At 62.7% G+C, this 19,336-nt stretch carries 12 protein-coding genes; 7 read left to right on the top strand and 5 right to left on the bottom strand.

Going from position 1 to position 19,336, the window contains the following annotated elements; translation table 11 throughout:
• The first annotated feature begins 19 nt into the window (after positions 1 to 19).
• The 4 genes from FYJ85_RS14680 to FYJ85_RS14665 all read left to right on the top strand — a co-directional run bounded on the left by FYJ85_RS14680 (position 20) and on the right by FYJ85_RS14665 (position 8,436).
• Positions 20 to 784, top strand: coding sequence for a type II secretion system protein (locus FYJ85_RS14680; protein ID WP_154419335.1), 765 nt, complete (start codon positions 20 to 22; stop codon positions 782 to 784).
• Between the two features lie 4 nt (positions 785 to 788).
• The gene (locus FYJ85_RS14675; RefSeq protein WP_206213213.1) at positions 789 to 5,687 is read left to right on the top strand and encodes a malectin domain-containing carbohydrate-binding protein; all 4,899 of its coding nucleotides are present in this window, start codon (positions 789 to 791) and stop codon (positions 5,685 to 5,687) included.
• Between the two features lie 450 nt (positions 5,688 to 6,137).
• Positions 6,138 to 6,452, top strand: coding sequence for an RNA recognition motif domain-containing protein (locus FYJ85_RS14670; RefSeq protein WP_106054666.1), 315 nt, complete (start codon positions 6,138 to 6,140; stop codon positions 6,450 to 6,452).
• 157 nt (positions 6,453 to 6,609) lie between these two features.
• Positions 6,610 to 8,436, top strand: coding sequence for a chloride channel protein (locus FYJ85_RS14665; RefSeq protein WP_154419333.1), 1,827 nt, complete (start codon positions 6,610 to 6,612; stop codon positions 8,434 to 8,436).
• 116 nt (positions 8,437 to 8,552) lie between these two features.
• Here the strand turns inward: FYJ85_RS14665 and FYJ85_RS14660 are convergent, their stop codons facing one another.
• Entirely contained in the window at positions 8,553 to 11,660 is a 3,108-nt protein-coding gene (locus FYJ85_RS14660) for an efflux RND transporter permease subunit (protein ID WP_154419332.1), read from the bottom strand.
• 10 nt (positions 11,661 to 11,670) lie between these two features.
• On the bottom strand, positions 11,671 to 12,909 hold the full coding sequence (locus FYJ85_RS14655) for an efflux RND transporter periplasmic adaptor subunit (RefSeq protein ID WP_106054663.1): 1,239 nt from the start codon (positions 12,907 to 12,909) through the stop codon (positions 11,671 to 11,673).
• A gap of 240 nt (positions 12,910 to 13,149) precedes the next feature.
• Between FYJ85_RS14655 and FYJ85_RS24310 the strand changes: the two genes are divergently transcribed.
• The 3 genes from FYJ85_RS24310 to FYJ85_RS14640 are packed head-to-tail and all read left to right on the top strand — an operon-like array spanning position 13,150 to position 15,272.
• Positions 13,150 to 14,499: a class I SAM-dependent methyltransferase gene (locus tag FYJ85_RS24310; protein WP_206213212.1), complete on the top strand. Its 1,350-nt coding sequence runs from the start codon at positions 13,150 to 13,152 to the stop codon at positions 14,497 to 14,499.
• On the top strand, positions 14,496 to 14,969 hold the full coding sequence (locus FYJ85_RS14645) for a tRNA (cytidine(34)-2'-O)-methyltransferase (RefSeq protein ID WP_154419330.1): 474 nt from the start codon (positions 14,496 to 14,498) through the stop codon (positions 14,967 to 14,969). Before FYJ85_RS24310 ends, FYJ85_RS14645 begins: the two co-directional genes overlap by 4 nt.
• Before the next feature lie 9 nt (positions 14,970 to 14,978).
• Positions 14,979 to 15,272, top strand: a complete 294-nt coding sequence (locus FYJ85_RS14640) for a hypothetical protein (RefSeq protein ID WP_106054660.1) — start codon at positions 14,979 to 14,981, stop codon at positions 15,270 to 15,272.
• 286 nt (positions 15,273 to 15,558) lie between these two features.
• On the opposite strand, the gene FYJ85_RS14635 is transcribed toward FYJ85_RS14640, so the two are convergent.
• The 3 genes from FYJ85_RS14635 to ftsH are packed head-to-tail and all read right to left on the bottom strand — an operon-like array spanning position 15,559 to position 19,170.
• Positions 15,559 to 16,770: a cofactor-independent phosphoglycerate mutase gene (locus tag FYJ85_RS14635; RefSeq protein ID WP_106054659.1), complete on the bottom strand. Its 1,212-nt coding sequence runs from the start codon at positions 16,768 to 16,770 to the stop codon at positions 15,559 to 15,561.
• Positions 16,767 to 17,078 carry a DUF167 domain-containing protein gene (locus tag FYJ85_RS14630; protein ID WP_106054658.1) on the bottom strand — a complete coding sequence of 104 codons (312 nt, stop codon included), beginning with the start codon at positions 17,076 to 17,078 and terminating at the stop codon, positions 16,767 to 16,769. The genes FYJ85_RS14635 and FYJ85_RS14630 overlap by 4 nt, the downstream gene beginning before the upstream one ends.
• A complete protein-coding gene (gene ftsH, locus FYJ85_RS14625; RefSeq protein WP_158704194.1) occupies positions 17,053 to 19,170 on the bottom strand; it encodes an ATP-dependent zinc metalloprotease FtsH in 2,118 nt (705 codons plus the stop codon). Before ftsH ends, FYJ85_RS14630 begins: the two co-directional genes overlap by 26 nt.
• Between the last annotated feature and the right edge of the window lie 166 nt (positions 19,171 to 19,336).

Genomic DNA, 19,336 nt, shown 5'->3' with positions numbered 1-19,336 from the left:
AATTCAACGGGAGGTTGTCATGAGAAAAATGTTCACGCTGATCGAGCTCCTCGTCGTCATTGCGATCATCGCAATTCTCGCATCGATGCTGCTGCCCGCCCTGAACCAGGCGCGCGACCGGGCCAAAAGCGCCGGCTGCACCGGCAACCTCAAAACCATCGGCAACGGACATCTGATGTATCTCGCCGACAACGACGACATCACGGTCGGGCCGCGTTCGATCCCGGAAGACAACCGTTCCGGCCTCAACAGCGGAGCATGGAGCTCGAATCTGCAGCGCTATACCCAGTCCGACAAGGTTTTCCGCTGCCCGCTGGATATGATGAAGCCGGAACGTTACACCTGGGCCAAGGCGCCGCTCTCGTACTTTCTGAACCACAGCGCCAATGTCGATACGCCGCACTCCAAATGCCCGACCTGGAAGAAGAGCGGCAGCATCCGCAACGCCTCTCAGGTGTTCATGTTCGTCTGCGCCAACCGGGCGGCGGAGAACAAGATCGCAGCCGGTAAAAATTTCACCGACTGGCCCGCCGTCGGCTTCAGCAACGCCGGGCCGCTCTTCGCCTACGGCTACACCACCTCGCACGGCAGCTGCCTCGGCGACGGCACAGCCACCTCGCCGGTCTACTACAACGGACACGGACAGGGAACCATCTGCGGCATGGTCGACGGCAGCGTCCGCGCCTTCCGCGAAACCGAGCTGTACGCTTTCAACAACCTGCCGAACGGCGACAAGCCCCATACCCGCGTCCACTGGTTCATCAACAACGCTTCCCTCTGGTGATCTCATGAAATTTTATCCGCTCTGCCTCGCCTTCTCCGCATCGATCGCGCTCGCGGCGGCCGAACCGCTGTTCCGCGCCGGTTTCGATGCGGCGCCGGATTCCTCCGTCTTCCGCATCCCGGCCGGTTCGGCCGTCAGGAACGGAGCACTCGAACTCCTCGGCAGCGGCAAAATGGCCGCCGCCGAGCTGAACCGGGAACTGCCCGCGCCGTTCCGGCTCACCTTCCGGGTACGTGAACTCCCGGCGGCGGCGACGGGGAAAAGCGACTTTCACTGGGGCGTCATCCTCTTCGGAGAGAACGGCAACTCGCTGCGGCTGTACAGCCGCGGAAAGAACGTCACGCACCTGATCAGCCTCGGCGGCCAGACGCAGACCAATTCGGACCTGCCGGGAAACATCGACTTCTCCGGCGGCCGGTGGACAACGCTCGAACTCGATATCGACCCCGGCCGTTTCGAGCTCAATGCCGGCAGGCGGCTGATCGGTTCCGGCAGCGTCGATCTCGGTACGGTCAGGAAGGTCGAATTCTATGCATTCAACCGCGATGCGGCCTTCGACGACATCGAACTCCTGCCGCGCGAGGCGAAGGCCGCCGCACCGGCGGTCGGGCAGCCGGTGTTTTACGCCGCGTTCGACGGCACGCCGGATGCGAAGAAAGCAAACGGCGATACGATCCATCCCGACAAAGCGGTCAGCCTCTCCTACCGGCCCGGTCTCTCCGGCGAAGCCGTCTTCATCGGCAGCAAACCGCCGCAGGGCGGCATCACGGCCGGAGGCGGCTGGAAAGCGGCGGACGGCTTCATCGAATTCAAGAATGCCGACCGGAGCAGCGCACTCTCGCTCGCGCTGCCGGAACTGCCGGAGCTGGAGCTCTCGCTCGATTTCCGCCGCACCTCGATGCCGGAGGGCGACCGCCACTGGGGCTTCGACCTCACGGGAGAAAACGGCGATACGCTCAAGCTCTATACCCGGCCGGCCGGCCGCTGGTACCTGCTGCACGGACGGGAAGGAAAAGGAATCAGGCATATTGACCTGCAATCCCTTCCGCTCCCGCCCGGCGCGGCCGATTCCCCGTGGAACCGGCTCACGCTCCGGATCAATGGCGCGAAGCTCGTGCTCGGGCTGAACGGAAAAACCATGCCGGTCGCAATCCCCGAGCTCGGCAGGCTCACAAAACTCGGCATCTATTCGAACCGGATCGATCTCGAACTCAAAGAGTTGAACATCAAAGGCGGCGACTACCGTTTCACGGAAAGCTTTGCGCGCTTCTCCCCGGCCGGAGGGCGGCCGGAACTCTCTTACCCGATTCCGGGCCTCGCCGGGAGCGACGGCGCAATCTCGTTCTGGGTCCGTCCCGAATGGGACGGCGAAACCTACGGCAGGCCGAAACCGACCTACCAGCTGCTGATCGCCGACGACGGCGGCAGACAGCGGCTGCTCGACCTCTTCCAGTGGGAGTGGCTCCGGGCCGACATCGGCCGTCCCGGCAGGGACAAGGTCGAGATGCGCCAGCGCGGCCGTTCCGGCTGGTTCGACGGCGACTGGCAGCAGGTTGCCGTCAGCTGGAACCGCGACGGACTCGTCACCTTCTACTGGAACGGCCGTGCGCTCGGGCCGCACGACGCCTCGGCCGAGGAGGTCCGGCGTTACATCAACGACGCGGATTTCCCGGCCATGACCCGGCTGCTGGTCGGCACCGCCGCCGGCGCCTGGCAGAACGCCGACGCCTCGTACGACGAACTCAAGCTCTTCCGGCGTCCGGTCTCCGACGAGGAGATCTATCGTGACTACCGCAAGTACATGCCGTTCGACCTCCTGCTTCACAACGCCATCGTGAATCCGGAGGAGGAGGCGGTTCTCTCCGTCGAAATCGCGCCGCCCGGAACCTATACGCGCCCGGAACCGGCCGAGCTCCGGCTCGACCCGGCGCCGCTCCGGCTCGAACTCCGGCTCTGCGGTGAAAACGGCGAAACTGTCCGTTCCATGCGCCGCAGCTTCGACGGCAAAGCCGCCGACAAGTTCGACTTCGCAATCGGCAAACTGCCGGCCGGAATCTACCGGCTCAAGGTTCTGGTTGAAACGCCGAACGGCATGGTCCAGCGTTCGTTCGAGGTAAAAAGCTACGCCGACGCGCCGGCGGAAACGCCGTCCGACGCGGATCTCGTCACCGGCACTCCCTTCTACGAGAAGAAGCTCGGCGACGCAGCCGATCCCGCGCTGCGGAAAGCCGGAGAACCGCAGGGCGCCTCTCTCGACGGCAGGCCGTATCTCGAAGCCGCGCCATCGAAGGGGAATCGTTTCTCCTTCACGATCGACTTCGACGAAAGCCGCCTCAACGGCAGGCCGGTCCTGCTCGAGATCGTCTGGCCGGACGACAAACCGCGCATGATGGGACTTTACATGTATCCGGAGACGAAACAGTCGCAGCACCGCGACCGGCTGCAGGGCGGAATCCAGTCCGGCAACGAATATCCGCTCTCCGGCAAGATGCAGAGCGTCCGCTACCTGTTCTATCCCGGAGTGAAGCGCTATCACTTCGAGGCGCGGACGCTGGCCAACGGCATGCCCGCGGCAGTCGCGGCGGTCCGGCTTCTCCCGATCGAAGGGGAGCTGCCGAAGCTTAAAATCAACTATCCCGAAAACCTGCCGCACCGGCAGTTCGGCAATATGGACGAAGACCAGACCTTCGAGACGAATCTGAATTATGACGACGCCGCCGAAAAAAGTTCGCCGTTCCGTACCCAGCGCCTGACCGACCGGCTGCTCGGCTACCTCGACTATACCGGCCAGGAAGCGTGGAACTACCCGGTGCTGCGTTATCATTACAGCTATTACCCGCAGGAGCGCTACGTGTCGAACGGCATGTATCCGTTCCGCTACGCCGAACTCGCCTACATGGTCGACGCGATGCACCGGCGGGGAAAAAGCGTGCTCGGCATCGTGAACTACTCGAATCTGCCGGACATCTCCCGCGCCCCGGCGCGCTGGGACGAGTACGACAGGCGCGGCATGATCCTGCACGACAGCGCCGGGCGGCGGGTCATGAGTCCGTTCGGCGGCAATGCGCCGAAACTCAACATCGTCCATCCCGACGTGCGGAAGCTGTTCCTCGCCCACCTCGAATCGATCGCCGCCAACGAAGGGCTCCGCCCCGGCTTCGACGGGTTCGAGTACTGGATCTGTCAGTTCGGTGCCTGGAATTCGCTCGAACAGGGCTACGACGACTACACGGCCGGACGCTTCACGGCCGATACCGGAATCGCGGTTCCGGGCGCCGGAGAGGGGCGTTTCGCCGAACGTTACCGTTTCCTGACCGGTGAAAAACGGGACGAATGGCTGAAATGGCGCTCGGAGCAGGTCACGAACCTCGTCGCCGAAATCCGGACGATGCTCGACCGGGTCAATCCGAAGCTCGCGCTCTATTTATCCATCTTTCTCGTCAAGCCGCTCGAGGAGAGCGGCGTCGCCGGGATGAGCCGGCAGCTCTACGAAGAGAACGGGCTCGACCTCCCCGCGCTCGCCGCGCTCGACCGGGTCGCGCTTGCGCCGATTCGCCAGAACACGCAGTACCGCTGGAACTTCCACTGGGGGAAGCCGGAGACGGCGCTTGACGAAGGACTCTACGATCCGGCGGTCATGCGGCCGTTCACCGTTCCGGGCGCCGCCGCAATGACGGTCAGCTATCCGGCCTACTTCGAGACCTGGGAGAAACCGCTCGATCCGGATTTCGCCGGCTACTTCCAGAACGCCGACGTAAAACCGCACGGCCGTTTCTTCCTGAAGGAGCTCGCCTTCAACCTGGCGGCGGCCGATTCGCAGCGCATGGTCATCGGCGCCCAGCCGCTCGGCACGCTCGGGCGCGAGGCCGAGACGCGCGAATTCGTCCGCGCCTATTCGGCGCTGCCGAAACTGCCGTTCCGCAGCGTGCCGGGCGCGGACGACCCGGTCACGCTGCGTTACCTGCCGACGGATAACGGCACCTATTTCTACCTGGTCAGCATGGTGTGGCAGCCGGTCACGGCGGCCCCCTCCCCCGCGCCGGCTGGAGCCGTCGACCTTTCGACCGGAGAGGAGGCCGTCTTTCCGGTCACCCTGAAGCCGTTCGAACTCAGAAGCTTCCTTGTGCCCGGAGAGGTAAAGTTCACCGGGCTTGCCGTAACGGTTCCGGCTGAATTCGAAGCCTTCTACCGGCAGCGGATCGCCTCGCTCGATGCGACAGCCGACGCGCTTGAAAAACTCGGCATCGACTGCGGCGCGGAACGCGGAACGCTCGCGGCGATGAAAGCGGCGGAGAGCGGGAAACGCTACGCCGAACTCCACCGGCTCGCTTTTTCGCGCGCCATGAACCAGCTCGGCGGCAAACACCGGAATCTCGAGAACCTCTCGATCCAGAGCCGGATGTTGAAGGAGAACCATTTCGCGGTCAACTGCGGCGGCTACGAATTCTACCGTGCGGCGGACGGCACGCTGTTCTTCCCGGACCGCAAGTTTGCCCGCGATGCGCGTTACGGCTACACCGGCAGCTACAACAACGTCGTCCGTGACATCGAGAAGGTGCACGGCACGCCGGACCCGAAGCTGTTCCAGAGCGAAGCTTACGACATCGACGGCTACCGTTTCGAGCTGCCGGACGGAAAGTACCGGCTGAAACTCTGGCTCAAGGTCGGCTATGCGCCGAAATTCAAGCCCGGCGTCTTCCGGTTCACGATGCGCGCCGGAGACAAGGTTCTGCTGAAGGACTTCGATCTTTACGAAGCGCAGAGGGGCGACTTCGACGCGCCGGTGACGCTGGAGTTCCCGGTGGAGGTGAAGGGCGGCAGCCTCGAGCTTTCATTCTCCGCGCCGACCGACGACGCCACGGTGCGTTTCCTGAACGCGCTCGAACTCAGGCCGGAAAAATAAAAATATCGGATCATCATAAATCCGCGCCAGTTTCCTCATGCACGGACATCCCGGTTTGTGCATGATTTTGTTTTTGCGGAGCACCCGATTTACCTTCCGCTTCGTTTTTTTTCAATTTTTTTTGCTCCGGCTATTGACATAACGCATCTTTTTTGGTATAATTATTACAGGAAATACGCAAGTTACAAATTTTTCGCGGATTGGATCAAAGTATCGCACGAGTTTCTGATTTTGACATTTCAGGCCGGTTCCCCCTCCTTATGTAAGCAGGATCCGGAGCCATCCATCCAGGCCGCGACTTCCGACTGCTCTACCTCGCATCACTCCAACGGTTCGGCGTCCGCGGCGCGGATGAAACAACAATGACAACTTACATCCGGGGAGATGCGAAAAAAATTGTTCCGGGAAAGCCGGAGAGGGAAAACCTGTAGAGAAAGGAAGAAGAGAAGGATGAACATCTACGTTGGTAACCTGCCGTACAGCATCGATCGTGACGAACTCAAGGAGACCTTCGCCGCGTTCGGCGATGTCGCCACCGCCCGTATCGTCACCGATCGTGAAACCAACCGCTCCAAGGGGTTCGGTTTCGTCGAAATGCCGAACGACGCCGAAGCGCGTCAGGCGATCGAAGCCCTGAACGGCCAGGACCTCGGCGGACGCAAGGCTGTCGTCAACGAAGCGCGTCCGCGTGAAGAACGCCCGCGCACCGGCGGCTTCGGCGGCGAACGCCGCGGCGGCGGTTTCGGCGGCGGCGAACGCTGGTAATCCCGGCACAGGACCGATTTCAGTCATGTGCAGCCGGCCGGAAGTTTCCGGCCGGCTTTCATTTTTCCGCATATCTTCCGGGCCGCTGTTGCATTCGGCCGGGTCCGGCTGTATATTAATCGGATCATTTTGCGACTGATTTCACAAAGGAATTTCGTTGAAGATACGGGTAAAACTCACGCGGTATTTTCTGCGCATTCACCGCAGGATCATTCTGCGGGCGGCGCGTTTCTGGCAGACCCGCTGGGGGGAACGGAGTTTTCTCGTGGTCCTGTCGATCCTCATCGGCGCCGCGGCCGCAGTCGCCGCCGCCGGGCTTCACATGCTCGTGACCAAATTCGAGCAGTTCGGCATCTGGCTCACCGAGCCGCATGAGCTGCATGAGTACGTCTGGCTGGCGCTGCTGCTCTGCCTGCCGATGCTCGGCCTCTTCGCAAGCTTTCTCGTGCAGCGCTTCCTCGGCGGCCCGCGCTACGCCAAGAGCCTGAGTCCGCTGATCCTGAGCCTGTCGCGCAAACGGACCAACATCCCGGCGCTTGAGATGGTCAGCCATATGCTTTCGAGCGCATTCTCCGTCGGCTTCGGCGGTTCGGCCGGTCTCGAAGCGCCGAGCGTGCTGACCGGCGCCGCAATCGGGGCGAACAGTGCAGGTTTCCTCAACGTGAACCGTTCCCGCCGCAGCCTGCTGCTCGGCTGCGGGGCGGCGGCCGCCATCTCCGCCATCTTCGACAGTCCGATCACCGGTGTTCTCTTCGCAGCCGAGGTACTGCTGCCGGAATTCAGCGTTTCGGCGCTGGTTCCGATGATGATGTCGAGCGCCGTGGCGGCGGTGGTTTCGCGCATGATCGCCCGGGGCAACCATTTCGAATTCATCACCGAACCGTGGAGAACCGACGCCGTGCCGTGTTACTTCCTCCTCGGGCTGATCTGCGCACTGGTCGGAGTCTATGTCATCAAATGCGCCTATTTCACGGCGGACAAGCTCAAATCCCGCTTCCGTTCCGCCTGGCACCGGCTGTTCGCCGGCGGCGGGCTTCTGTGCGTGCTGCTCTTCCTGTTCCCGACCCTGCGCGGACAGGGATATCTTTACATCGAAAAACTTTTCGCGGGAAATCTCTCCGAAATCGCCAGCAATTCTCCGCTTCTGTCGATGCTTCCGTCGGAGACGATGATTCTGATCATCGTCTTTATCGCGGTCCTGCTGCTGAAAGTGGTCGTTTCGGTCCTGACGGTCGATTCCGGCGGCGACGGCGGCATCTTCGCGCCGTCGATGTTCATCGGCGCCTTCACAGGCTTCGGTTTCGCGCGCCTGGTCAATCTGACCGGACTTTTCGAGCTGCAGGAGTGCAACTTCACGGCGGTCGGCATGTGCGGCGTATTCACCGCGGTCATGCGGGCGCCGCTGACCGGAATCTTTCTCATCGCCGAAGTGACCGGCGGCTACATCCTGCTCGTGCCGCTGATGATCGTCTCGGCCGTTTCGTTCCTGCTGGCCCGCATTTTCGAACCGAATTCGATCTACCGCAAGGCGCTGGTCGAAAACAACCTGCTCGACGATGACCGCGACCGGACCATGCTCCGCGCCCTGCCGGTCCGGCTCTGCCTGAACCGGAATTACCACGTCCTCAAAATCGACCAGCCGCTTGAGAAGCTCATCAATCTCGTGGAGGGAACGCCGGAAGAGATTTTCCCGGTGCTGGACGACGGCGGCAAGCTGCTCGGCGTGGTCCACCTCGAAAAAGTGCTGAGCGTCATGCTGAATCCGAAGGTATACGGGCTCCTGCTGGTCATCGACCTGATGGAGTCGCCCGCCGGCGCGGTTTCACCCGACGACGATCTCTCGAAGGCAATGGCGAATTTCGAGAAATACAATCTGAAATACCTGCCGGTCTGCGATGAAAACGGCATCTTCCACGGCTTCATCGCCAAAGCGCCGATCTTCGCCAAATACCGCAAAATGGTCCGTGAAGCAAACTCCTTCTGATCCCGGCCCTGCCCGCTCCGGTCCGGCGGAGAGCGGAACTCCGGACGGAAGCGTCCCGCGCCCGGGCCGGATGGCCCTGAATCCCGAAGCTCACCGACTTCTTCAGCCGGGAAACTTCATCCGGCGATCTCCTCTTTCTTCTTTCTCCGGAACAGCGACTCGGCCACCGAGTAAACGGCCGGGATGAAGAAGAGCGTGATGAATGTCGAACTCGAAAGTCCCCCGATCACCGCCCGCGCCATCGGCGCCTGCGTCTCGCCGCCGTCACCGAAACCGAGCGCGAGCGGCAACAGCCCGAGCACCGTGGTCAGCGTGGTCATGAGGATCGGCCGCAAACGGCGCGTTCCGGCTTCACGGATCGCCCGGTCGAGCGGGAGTCCTTCGCGCCGCAGCAGATTGGCCGTATCCACCAGCAGGATCGCGTTGTTCACCACAATTCCGGCCAGCATGATGCAGCCGATGAAGGACTGCATGTTGAAGGTCGTCTTCGTCAGATAAAGCGCGAGAATCACGCCGAACCCCGCCAGCGGCACCGAGAACATGACCACCAGCGGATCGCGCAGCGACTCGAACTGGCACGCCATGACCATGTAAACCAGCACGAGCGCGAGCACGAATGCGAACATGAGCTCCCGGAACGACTCCTGCTGATCCTCGTAATCACCCGAGAAAAGCAGCGAGAACGACGGCGGCATCGGAATTTCGGTCAGCTTTTCCTGAATATCCGCCACGACCGAGCCGAGGTCGCGGTTCAGGATGTTGCCGCCGACGGTCAGCACACGCTCCTGATTTTTCCGCTCGATGTTGACCGGGCCCATGACCCGGTCGTAATCGATGAGGTTCCGCAGCACGATGAGCTCCCCCTTGTCGTTGCGCATCGAGAGGTCGAGGATCTGGTCGAGCGTCAGGAGATCGGCGTCCTTGACCTTGACGAGAATCGTGTATTCGTCGCCGTCCTCCCGGAACTCCCCGGCCTCGGAACCGGCCAGGATCGTACGGAGCGCCTCGGCCACCTGCCTGACCGGCACGCCGAGGTCGTTGGCCTTGTCGCGGTCGATATAGAGCCGGTCCTCCGGCACGCCGAGATCGCGGGAGAGCTTCACGTCGGTGATGCCCTTGACCGATTCCATCGCCCGGCTGACCTGCGCCGCAAGCGCGGCGGCCACGTCGAAGTCGTAGCCGCGGATTTCGACCGCCACGCCTTCGCCGCTGCCCGCCCCCATCATGCGGGAGAAAAGCCCCTGCCCGGCGCGGACGCGGAACACCGTTCCGGGCCACCCCTTGAACCGCTTGTCGAGCTCCTCCGCGATCTGCTGGTCCGAACGTTCGCGCCGGGTGCGCGGCTTCAGGCGGATGTTGTAATTCGCCTTATGGCCGCCGGAGGCGCGCCAGCTTGAGGCTCCCGCAAAGGTGACCCAGCCGTTCATGTCGTCGCCGCAGACCTCCCGGATCACATCCTCGGTGGATTTCACCATTTCGTTGACCACTTCGGGACTTGTGCCGACCTCCATTTCGAGAAAAACGCGGACTTCCCCCTCATCCGCCTTCGGCATGAGCTCCGTCCCGATGGACCAGACCAGCGGCACGACCGAGGCGACGAGCAGCACCAGCGCGGCAATGAAAAGCCAGCGGCGGCGCAGCACGACATCAAGCGCGCCGCCGTAGAGCCGTTCGAGCCAGCGCTGGAAATACTCGGTCGAGGCGAGAACCCGCTTGAGCGGGGAGAGATTCGGGTCGTCCACGCTGAAACTCGAGCTCAGGCACTTGGCCGCCATCATCGGCACAAGCGTGATCGCCGTGAAGAGCGAGCAGGTCAGCGAGAAGGTCACCACGCTCGAAAACTGTTTGAACATGACGCCGGCCATCCCCTCCATGAAAAGCAGCGGCAGAAAGACGGCGAGCGTGGTCAGCGTGCTGGCCGTGATCGCGATGGCGACTTCACTGGCTCCCTTGATCGCCGCCTCGTCGGGCGGCATGCCGTTGTCCCGCAGCCGGGTGATGTTTTCGAGCACGACGATCGAGTTGTCGACGAGCATGCCGACGCCGAGCGCGAGCCCGCCGAGCGTCATGATGTTCAGATTGTAGCCGCAGAAATAGATCAGGGCGAAGGTTGCGATGATCGACATCGGGATGCTGATGCCGATGACGATCGTGCTGCCGAAGTTGCGCAGAAAAAGAAACAGCACGATGATGGCCAGCAGTCCGCCGGTCAGCGCGGAGTCGGCCACGCCCGCGATCGAGTTTTCGATATACTCGGCGGAGTTGATGATCGCATTGAGCCTGACCTGCGACCCGAACTCGACGTTCAGCTTCTCCATCTCCTTGAGAACGCTGTTCGCGACGCTGACGGTGTTTGCGCCGGACTGCTTGTAGACCTGAATCATGATGCCGTTTTTACCGTTGACGCGAACGAAACGGGTCACCTTCTTATGGGTGTCGATGACTTCGGCCACGTCGCCGAGCCGGATCTTTTCGCCGTTTTTGCCGGTTGCGATGACCGTGTCGCGGATCTGCTCGACCGAGGTAAAGGTTCCGGGGGTGCGGACGCGGACTTCGATACGGTCCTCGCGCAGGTTGCCGGCCGGCGTCGTGACGTTCGCGTTCTCGAGGACCGAAAGCACGTTTTCAAGCTGAGTGTCGAGCATACGCGCCTTGTCGACGTCGAACAGCACCTGGATTTCGCGCTCGAGCCCGCCGTGAATTTCGATCGAAGCGACGCCGTCGATGCGTTCGAGCCGGTACTGGATCTGGTCTTCGATGAGCTTGCGGGCATCGAGCAGGTCGATATCGGTCGCCACGCCGATACGCATGATCGGGGAGCTCGCCGAGTCGAATTTATAGAGAATCGGCTTGTCGGCGTCATCCGGCAGCCGCGGTTCGACGCGGTCGAGCCGGTCGCGCACGTCGGAGACCGCCGCGTCGAGGTTGGTCCCCCAGTTGAACGAAACGGTCACATTGCTCGATCCTTCGCCGGAGGTGGAGGTGATCTCCTTCACGCCGGAGACCGCCGAGAGCGCGGTTTCGATCTTCTTCGAAATCAGCTCTTCGACCTCTTCGGGACTGGCGTCCTCGTAGGTGGTCACGATGGTGACGCCGGGATAGGTGATATCCGGCATCAGGTCGACCGGCAGATACGACAGCGCCACGCCGCCGAGAATCAACACGATACAGCTGACCATCGAGATGAAAATCGGCCGTTTGACGCAGAATTCCGGGATGTTCATGCCGCGGTCCTCACTTCCGTTCCGGGGCTTCGGCGGCGGCAGGCTCGCTCTCCGCCGCCTTATCCGCCTCCGGCGCGGCGGGCCGGAACTGCTTCGGCACGATCACCGGAACGCCGTCGGTCAGCAGGTGGTTGCCGAGCGTGGCGACGGGACGGTCGAGTTCGGGCGACGTGATCTCGACCCGGTTCCCGGAGGCGATTCCGAGTTCGACCGGAACGAAGTGAGCCGTCGCGTCAGCCGTATCGATCACGAACACGCCCTGCCGTCCCTCGCGCTTCACGATCGCATTGCGGGGGACGACGACCGCGTTCTCCTTCGACGAAAATTCGAGCTGAACCCGGACAAACATGCCGGGCTTCAGCTTCAGATCCGGATTCGGGATTTCAAGCTGAATCTCCGCCTGCCGGGTATTGTCCTCAAGCAGCTGTGCAATGCGGGCGACCTTGCCTTTGAATCTGCTCTCCGGATAAGCGTCGGTGGTCAGCTGCGCCTCCTGCCCGGCCTTCACATACGGGTAGTAGCGTTCGATCACGTAGATGACCGCGCGCAGCGGATCGAGCTCGGCCACGGTCAGGATCGGCTGATTCGGACTCAGCAGCGCCCCCTGATCGACGACGCGCGAACCGACGAAGCGCGGTCTGGCCCCGCTCGGCCAGTCGGCGGTGATCACGCAGTCGCCGAGCTTGAGCAGCGCATTGTCGAGGATCGCCTCGCGCCGCTTGACTTCGGCCCGCTGCATATTGTAAGTGGCCTCCTGCGCATGGAACGCGGTTTCGGCCGATTCAAGCAGCGCCTGAGTCGTCGCCTTCTTCTCGTCGAGCGCCTTGTAGCGTTCGTATTCGCGCCGCCGCAGATCGAGCATGACTTCGGCCTGCCGCATCTGCGCTTTGGCCACCTCGAGATCGGCCTGCGACTGGTCGACGCTCTGTTTGTATTCGATATCCTCGATTTTCGCAATGACCGAACCGCCGGAGATGCTGTCGCCGACATCGAAATGGATCGCCTCGAGCCTGCCGCCGACCTTCGGCGCGACTTCGAAGATCGACCACGAACGCAGCGCTCCGGTGAAGGTGCGGCGGTCCTGAATCGAGGTATGTTCCGGAAGGACGGCTTCGATTGCGATTGCGGCAGGGCCTTTCGGCCTGGAGCCGGCTTCGTCCTGTGAGTTCAGATAGGCGCGGCAGGCTACGGCGGCGCCCAGTCCGCCCAGAATCGCCAGCACGACAAGCCAGGTCAGAGTTTTCTTCATTTCCGTGACGTTTTCCTTCCGATATTGTTCTCTCGCAGACACACTATATCTTTCTCAACGTGCCGAACGGCGGCTTTATTGTCTGCGGGCATGGTTTTCTGATGAGTTTTTACGATAATGCGGAATCGGGGAAAATTCAAATATTTTCATCTGAAAACAGCAATTGCGTTGTGCAAACAGGCCGATACGGGGTTATGTTATATAATCCGTATCACTGCAAAACAACCGGGAGTGTCGATCGTGGCTGGAGATTTGAATGCGAAAAAGTTCCGTTCCCAGATGAAGTCGTGCGGCAATGCGGCGCGCGCCGTGCTGGAAGCGGTGTTCGGGGGGCGGCGTCCGGCCGACCGGGCGCTGTCGGGCTTTTTCCGCGAAAACCGGCAGCTCGGATCGCGTGACCGGCAGTTCATCAGCGAATCGGTCTACGCGCTGCTGCGCGGCTGGGGAGTGCTCCGCAAATTTCTGCCGGAAGAGCGGCGCGCCGGGCTTGAGTCTGGGGAGATCCGCATCGGCCGGGTCGAGCTCGACGCGCTGATTTTCGCCGCACTCTACCTGGAGGGGACGAATCTGCAGCAGGCCGGCGTACTGGCTGCGGAGCTCGGCATCCCGTGGCCGAAGCCGGAGCCGGATGCGGCCTCCCCGTACCTGGCCCGGGCGGCGGCGCTGGCTGCGGTGTTCGGGAGTTCCGCAACGTTCCGGGACTCCGACCTGGTGCCGGAGTGGGTCCTTCCGCTGCTGCCGCCGGATTTCCCGGCCGACCGTTTCCTGGCCGACCTGCGGCGGCGCCCGCCGATGTGGCTGCGGCTCCAGACGCGCGACCGCGACCGGCTGGCCGCCGAGCTCCAGAGCTGCGGACTGGCGCTGCGCCGCCATCCGCGGATCGCAAACGCCTTCGCCGTAGAAAATCCGAAGGTCAATCTTTACACGCTCGACTCATTCCGGCGCGGGGAGTTCGAGGTGCAGGACCTGGCGAGCCAGTGCATCGGGCTCGCAGCCGCGCCGAAGCCGGGCGAACGCTGGCTCGACGCCTGCGCCGGAGCCGGCGGCAAGACGCTGGAGCTGGCCGACCTGATGGAGCGCACCGGCACGGTCGTCGCCTGCGACGTCCGCAGCTACAAGCTTGACGACCTGCGCATCCGCGCGCGCCGCGCCGGATTCCCGAATATCGTCACCCGGGAGTGGGACGGCAAACCGTTCAAAGGGAAACAAGCCGGCGGTTATGACGGAGTGCTGGTCGATGCACCGTGCAGCTGTTCCGGCGTCTGGCGGCGGAACCCGGACGGGCGGTGGACACTGAAACCGGAGGATGTCGAGGAGGCTGCCGCACTCCAGCAGCGGATTCTCGAAGCCGCTTCGACGGCAGTGCGTTCCGGCGGGCTGCTCATTTATGCGACCTGTTCGCTTTTTCCGCGGGAAAACGGAGGGGTTGTGGATGCCTTCCTCGCTTCGCACGAAGAGTTTGCGTTTGAACCGTTCGAGCACCCGCTCACCGGGGAGCCGTGCGGCGGGATGCTGCAGGTCCGCAGTTTCGACGGCGACTGCGACTCGATGTTCGTCGCCCGGCTGCGCCGGAAGGAGGCGGAGTCATGAAGCCGTTCAACCTTGTTCTGTTCGCGCCGGAGATTCCGCAGAACACCGGCACGATCGGCCGGCTCTGCGTTTCGACCGACACGAAACTGCATCTGGTCAAGCCGCTCGGCTTTTCGCTCGACGAGAAGCACCTGAAGCGGGCCGGAATGGATTACTGGCCGCACCTCGACCTGGCGGTTTACGAGAACTGGGAGGAGTTTCTGGCGGCCCATCCCGGGGCGGTCATGCACTTCATCTCGACGAAGGGCGAAACAAGCTATTGGGATGTCCCGTACCCGGAAGGGTGCTATATGGTGTTCGGCCGGGAGTCGAGCGGACTGCCGCCGGAATTTTACGAACGCTACCGCAAACGGCTGGTGCTGATTCCGATGGAGGGAAAGTTCCATCGGAGCTTGAATCTTGCGAATGCGGCGAGTATTGTATTGTATGAAGCGCTGCGGCAGAGGAGATGCCGGGCCGCGGCCAACTGAGGAGTTGATATGAGTCGAAGTATCGGAAACTATATCACCTGCGGGATATTGGCTTTTGTTTTCATCCTGTTCCTGCCGGTGATTCTGCTGCCGCTGCTGCTGGTCCTGTTCATCCAGATGCTGACCGGGCGGCGGATCGTTTATATGAACCGCTTCCGGCCCGGAGCGGGGATGCATCCGCGGCCGCCGGAAGCCGATCCGGAACCGGAGCGCGAAGTGCGGGCGAGCGAAGCGGTAATCGACGCGGAAGTTGTCGATCTGCCGGATGAGCCCCCGCCGCAGATCGGGGCGGAGAAACGCTGACGGCCGTACCGTAAGCCGGGGGGCCCGGAGGAGGTATGCCGCGCCCCTTTCCCCCCTCCCGAGCGGCAGAACGCCGGTGCCGGCCGCGCGGCAAACTCCGGCCGAAAGCGGAAAAACAGTTTCTCAAAACGCTTGCGCAGGTGATTGGGCCGTTACGGCGGCGGAAGACGCGCGGCTTTCCCACGTTTCGCGCCCACGAAAAAAGGACGCAATTTTCATTGCGCCCTCAGGACAGGGCAGTTTCCGGCGGCTGAAATTGTCCGCCCTGCCGCCCCGCGGCCTCCGCTTACAGCCCGAGCAGCTTTTTCACAAGCTCGTCGCCTTTCAGGAAGCCGAGCTTTCCGGTCGGCGCCAGCCGCTCGCAGAACTGCTGAACCTCGTCCGGCTCGAAATCCGGGCCGCAGACAGCCAGCGGAACCGGCGTTCTCGTGTGTTTCCGCAGCTTGATCGGCACCGGGTGGTCCGGCAGGACCGCAAAATTGATCGGCTTGCCTTCCAGCGCCTTCAGCACCGGCGCGACGATCTTCGAATCGAAATCTCCGATCGCCTGCATCTTGAGCTTCAGGTCGCCGAGGTGCGAACACTCGTCGATCGCCTCGACATGCAGATAGACCAGATCGTGGTCGACCAGCGCCGCCAGCGCCGCCTTGACCTTCCCGTCATAATTCGTATCGATGAAACCGGTCGCGCCCGGAACTTCAATTACCGTCATCTTCGTGCATTTTCCGATGCCCTTGATCACATCCACCGCGCTGATGATCGCGCCGCGGCGCCCGGAATAATATCCGGAGAAGGACGGAAGATCGGGGCGGCGGCCGGGACTCCACGGCCAGATCCGGTTCGCAGGGGCTTCCTTCCCGGCATTCAACGGATGGGCGGCGAGAAACGCCGCGCTCAGCGCGCAGAGCCGATTCAGGAATTCGACGGTGTACGCCGCTTCCGGCGAATCGTCGGCCGGAGTCAGCGGCAGCTCCGCCAGCGGAATGTCCTGCGACGAATCCGGCTTGAAATAGTTGACCTTGTCCGAAAATTTCTTCCCGTGCAGAACCAGCAGATTCCGGTAGCTGACGCCGGGATGAAACGTCACGTCGTCATTGCCGAACTTCTCCTGCAGATCCGCCATCAGCTGCGCCGAGACCCGGTTGTCGATATGGCCGGACGAATAGTCGCGCAGCACCCCGTCGTTCGAGGCATAAACCAGATTGCAGCGGAAGGCGACATCGTCGTCCCGGAGCGGAATCTCCTGGCTCACCGCCTCGATCGGCCCGCGTCCCGGATAGTTCCGCTCCGGATAAAATCCGAGCACCGACATATTCGCCACATCCGACGATGTAGGCAATCCCTCCGGCAAGGTCAGAAAGGTTCCGTTCACCCCCCGCGCGGCGATTGAATCCATCGCCGGTGTGTCGACAGCCTCCAGCGGAGTTTTGCCGCCGAGCTCCTCGAGCGGCTCGTCCGCCATGCCGTCGGCAAGAAAAATTACTGCTTTGCGATTCATTTCATTTCCTCTGATAATAACGCCCGGAGCTCTCCGGGCGGGATTCCTGCAATTCGGAGCGCCTTGCTGCGCGAAGCGTGACCGGAAGCGATTTCGACCCGTCCCTTCGGCACTCCGCACAGCTCGGCGATCAGGCGGCAGAGCGCCTGGTTCGCCTTGCCGTCCACCGGCGGCGAAGCCAGGGTAATCTTCACGCAATCTTCGCCGTAAGCGCCCGCGATCCCGCTTTTCGATGCGCCGGGCTGAACCCGGCACACCAGCAGCGTGCCGCCGTCAACCGCCTTAAAGGCCCTGCTCGGCAGTTCCATCGTCTTCCGTCGGGCGGAGTGTGGTTTCCGGGCGTCCGGTATCGTCCGGCTCCGGTTTGCGGCCGAGCAGCTCGTTGATCTCGTCGATCGAGAGCGTCTCGCGTTCCAGCAGCGCCTGCGCAAGCTTTTCGAGCTCGTCGCGGTGCGTATTCAGGCAATCGCGCGCCGACTGCATCGCCCGTTCCGAAATCCGGCGGATCTCGAGATCGATCTCGCGCGCCGTTTCGGGGCTGACCGCATCTTCGGGCGGCATGTCGATCCGCATATGCGGATGCGACGGGAAGTTGCCGTACTTGATCGGCCCGAGCTTCTCGCTCATGCCGTACATGCAGACCATCAGCCGGGCGATCCGGCTCAGGTGGTTGATGTCGCTCGAGGCGCCGGTCGTAATGTCGCCGATGACGATCTCTTCCGCCGCACGGCCGCCCATCGTCATCTCCATGTCGGCTTCGAGCTCAAGCTTGCTGCGCGTGTAGGCGTCCTCCTTCGGCATCGAGAAGGTCGCGCCGAGATAGGCCTGCCCGCGCGGAATGATCGTGACCTTGTGCAGCGGCGTCGCGTATCTGTTGTGCAGCGCCACCAGCGCATGGCCGGCCTCGTGGTAGGCAGTAAGCTTCCGCTCCCGGTCCGTGATCCGGCGGCTGCGCCGCTCGCGGCCGTAGCTGACCTTGTCGCGCGCCTCTTCCATATCGGCCTGCGTGACCGCCTCGCGATTGTAGCGGGCGGCGAGCAGCGCGGCTTCGTTGCAGAGGTTCGCCAGATCCGCGCCGCTGAAGCCGGGCGTGGTCCGGGCCATGACGTCGAGATCGACCGACGCATCGGTCTTGATCTTTTTGACATGCACATCGAGAATCTGCCGGCGGCCGACGATGTCCGGCAGATCCATCACGACCTGCCGGTCAAACCGGCCGGGACGCAGCAGCGCAGGGTCCAGCACATCCGGACGGTTCGTCGCGGCCAGCACGATAACGCCGGTCCGGCTCTCGAGGCCGTCCATCTCGACGAGCATCGCGTTCAGCGTCTGCTCGCGTTCGTCGTGGCCGCCGCCCCAGCCGGAGAAGCGGGAACGGCCGACCGCATCGATCTCGTCGATGAACAGCAGACAGGGCGTATTCTTGCGCGCCTGTTCGAACATGTCGCGCACCCGGCTCGCGCCGACGCCGACGAACATCTCCACAAAATCGGAACCGCTGATCGAAAAGAACGGCACCCCGGCTTCGCAGGCCACGGCCTTCGCCATCAGCGTTTTGCCGGTGCCGGGTTCGCCGACGATCAGGCACCCTTTCGGAATCTGGCCGCCGACCAGCTGGAACCGCAGCGGGTCCTTCAGGTAATCGACGATCTCGCGGATCTCCTCCTTCGCCTCATCCGCGCCGGCGATATCGTCGAAGTGGACATTCAGCTCATCCGGAGGAATCATCCGCGCCTTGCTCTTGCCGAAGTCCATGGCGCCGCGTCCGGAGGCGCGCATCTGCCGCATCGAGAAGAAATAAATGAAACCGATCACGAGCAGAAGCGGCAGAACGCCGATCAGGATGAAATTCCAGAAGCCCGAGTTATTCGGCCGGATGATCACGTTCGCACCGCTCTCCTTCAGGAGGCGGCTGAGCTCGTCGGTATAGACGACACGGGTCTTGAACAGCTCCAGCTCGCCGCCGGCCGCACTCTTCACAGCCTCTTCGCTTTCGCGCGGAGCCTGCACCGGCGTGGTGGTGACCGGCAAAGACGCGGCGGCCGGAGCCTTGTACCGCCCCTCGCCGACCATGACCATGCCGTTCTCGTAGGTCAGTTCAACCGACCGGATCTGCTTTTCGGCCAGGCGGGTTTCGAACTCGCTCTGCGAAAACTCCCTCACCTTGGCCGGCCCGTAGTTCTTGAACAGCAGCAGACTTGCCAGCGCCAGGAAAAGGATCAGCCAGACGAGAGCCGCCCGGCTTGAGCGCTGCGGCATCCGGCTGCGGTCCGCCGCGGGCTCCCGACGCCCTCCCTTCGGCTCGCGGCCGGGCTTGTCATCCCGGCCGGCCATTGCCCGGAGCTCCTCGCCGCCATATTCCGCCGGAACCCTGATCGGGCGATTCAAAAATCTATTCATATACTCACTTTCGTTGCGGAAGACGCGTTTCGACGCCACCCTCCTCATTCCATACAAACAATCCGCCGGACACCCGTTTCCGGCATCCGACGGACCCGATACCGACACCTTCCGCCTTCCCCGGCGCCGCTCCTCGCCGGCGGGTCCTCTGTTCCCGCCGGAAAAT

The organism is Victivallis lenta, from assembly GCF_009695545.1.
Classification (GTDB): Bacteria; Verrucomicrobiota; Lentisphaeria; order Victivallales; family Victivallaceae; genus Victivallis; species Victivallis lenta.
The sequence above is the reverse complement of the archived record's forward strand: the minus strand, read 5'-3'. Positions and strand labels throughout refer to the sequence as shown.

Excerpts from the sequence above, each read along its gene's own strand:
- FYJ85_RS14680 (WP_154419335.1), top strand. The coding sequence starts at position 20 with ATGAGAAAAATGTTCACGCTGATCGAGCTCCTCGTCGTCATTGCGATC.
- FYJ85_RS14675 (WP_206213213.1), top strand. The coding sequence starts at position 789 with ATGAAATTTTATCCGCTCTGCCTCGCCTTCTCCGCATCGATCGCGCTC.
- FYJ85_RS14670 (WP_106054666.1), top strand. The coding sequence starts at position 6,138 with ATGAACATCTACGTTGGTAACCTGCCGTACAGCATCGATCGTGACGAA.
- FYJ85_RS14660 (WP_154419332.1), bottom strand. The coding sequence starts at position 11,660 with ATGAACATCCCGGAATTCTGCGTCAAACGGCCGATTTTCATCTCGATG.
- FYJ85_RS14655 (WP_106054663.1), bottom strand. The coding sequence starts at position 12,909 with ATGAAGAAAACTCTGACCTGGCTTGTCGTGCTGGCGATTCTGGGCGGA.
- FYJ85_RS14645 (WP_154419330.1), top strand. The coding sequence starts at position 14,496 with ATGAAGCCGTTCAACCTTGTTCTGTTCGCGCCGGAGATTCCGCAGAAC.
- FYJ85_RS14640 (WP_106054660.1), top strand. The coding sequence starts at position 14,979 with ATGAGTCGAAGTATCGGAAACTATATCACCTGCGGGATATTGGCTTTT.
- FYJ85_RS14635 (WP_106054659.1), bottom strand. The coding sequence starts at position 16,770 with ATGAATCGCAAAGCAGTAATTTTTCTTGCCGACGGCATGGCGGACGAG.
- FYJ85_RS14630 (WP_106054658.1), bottom strand. The coding sequence starts at position 17,078 with ATGGAACTGCCGAGCAGGGCCTTTAAGGCGGTTGACGGCGGCACGCTG.
- ftsH (WP_158704194.1), bottom strand. The coding sequence starts at position 19,170 with ATGAATAGATTTTTGAATCGCCCGATCAGGGTTCCGGCGGAATATGGC.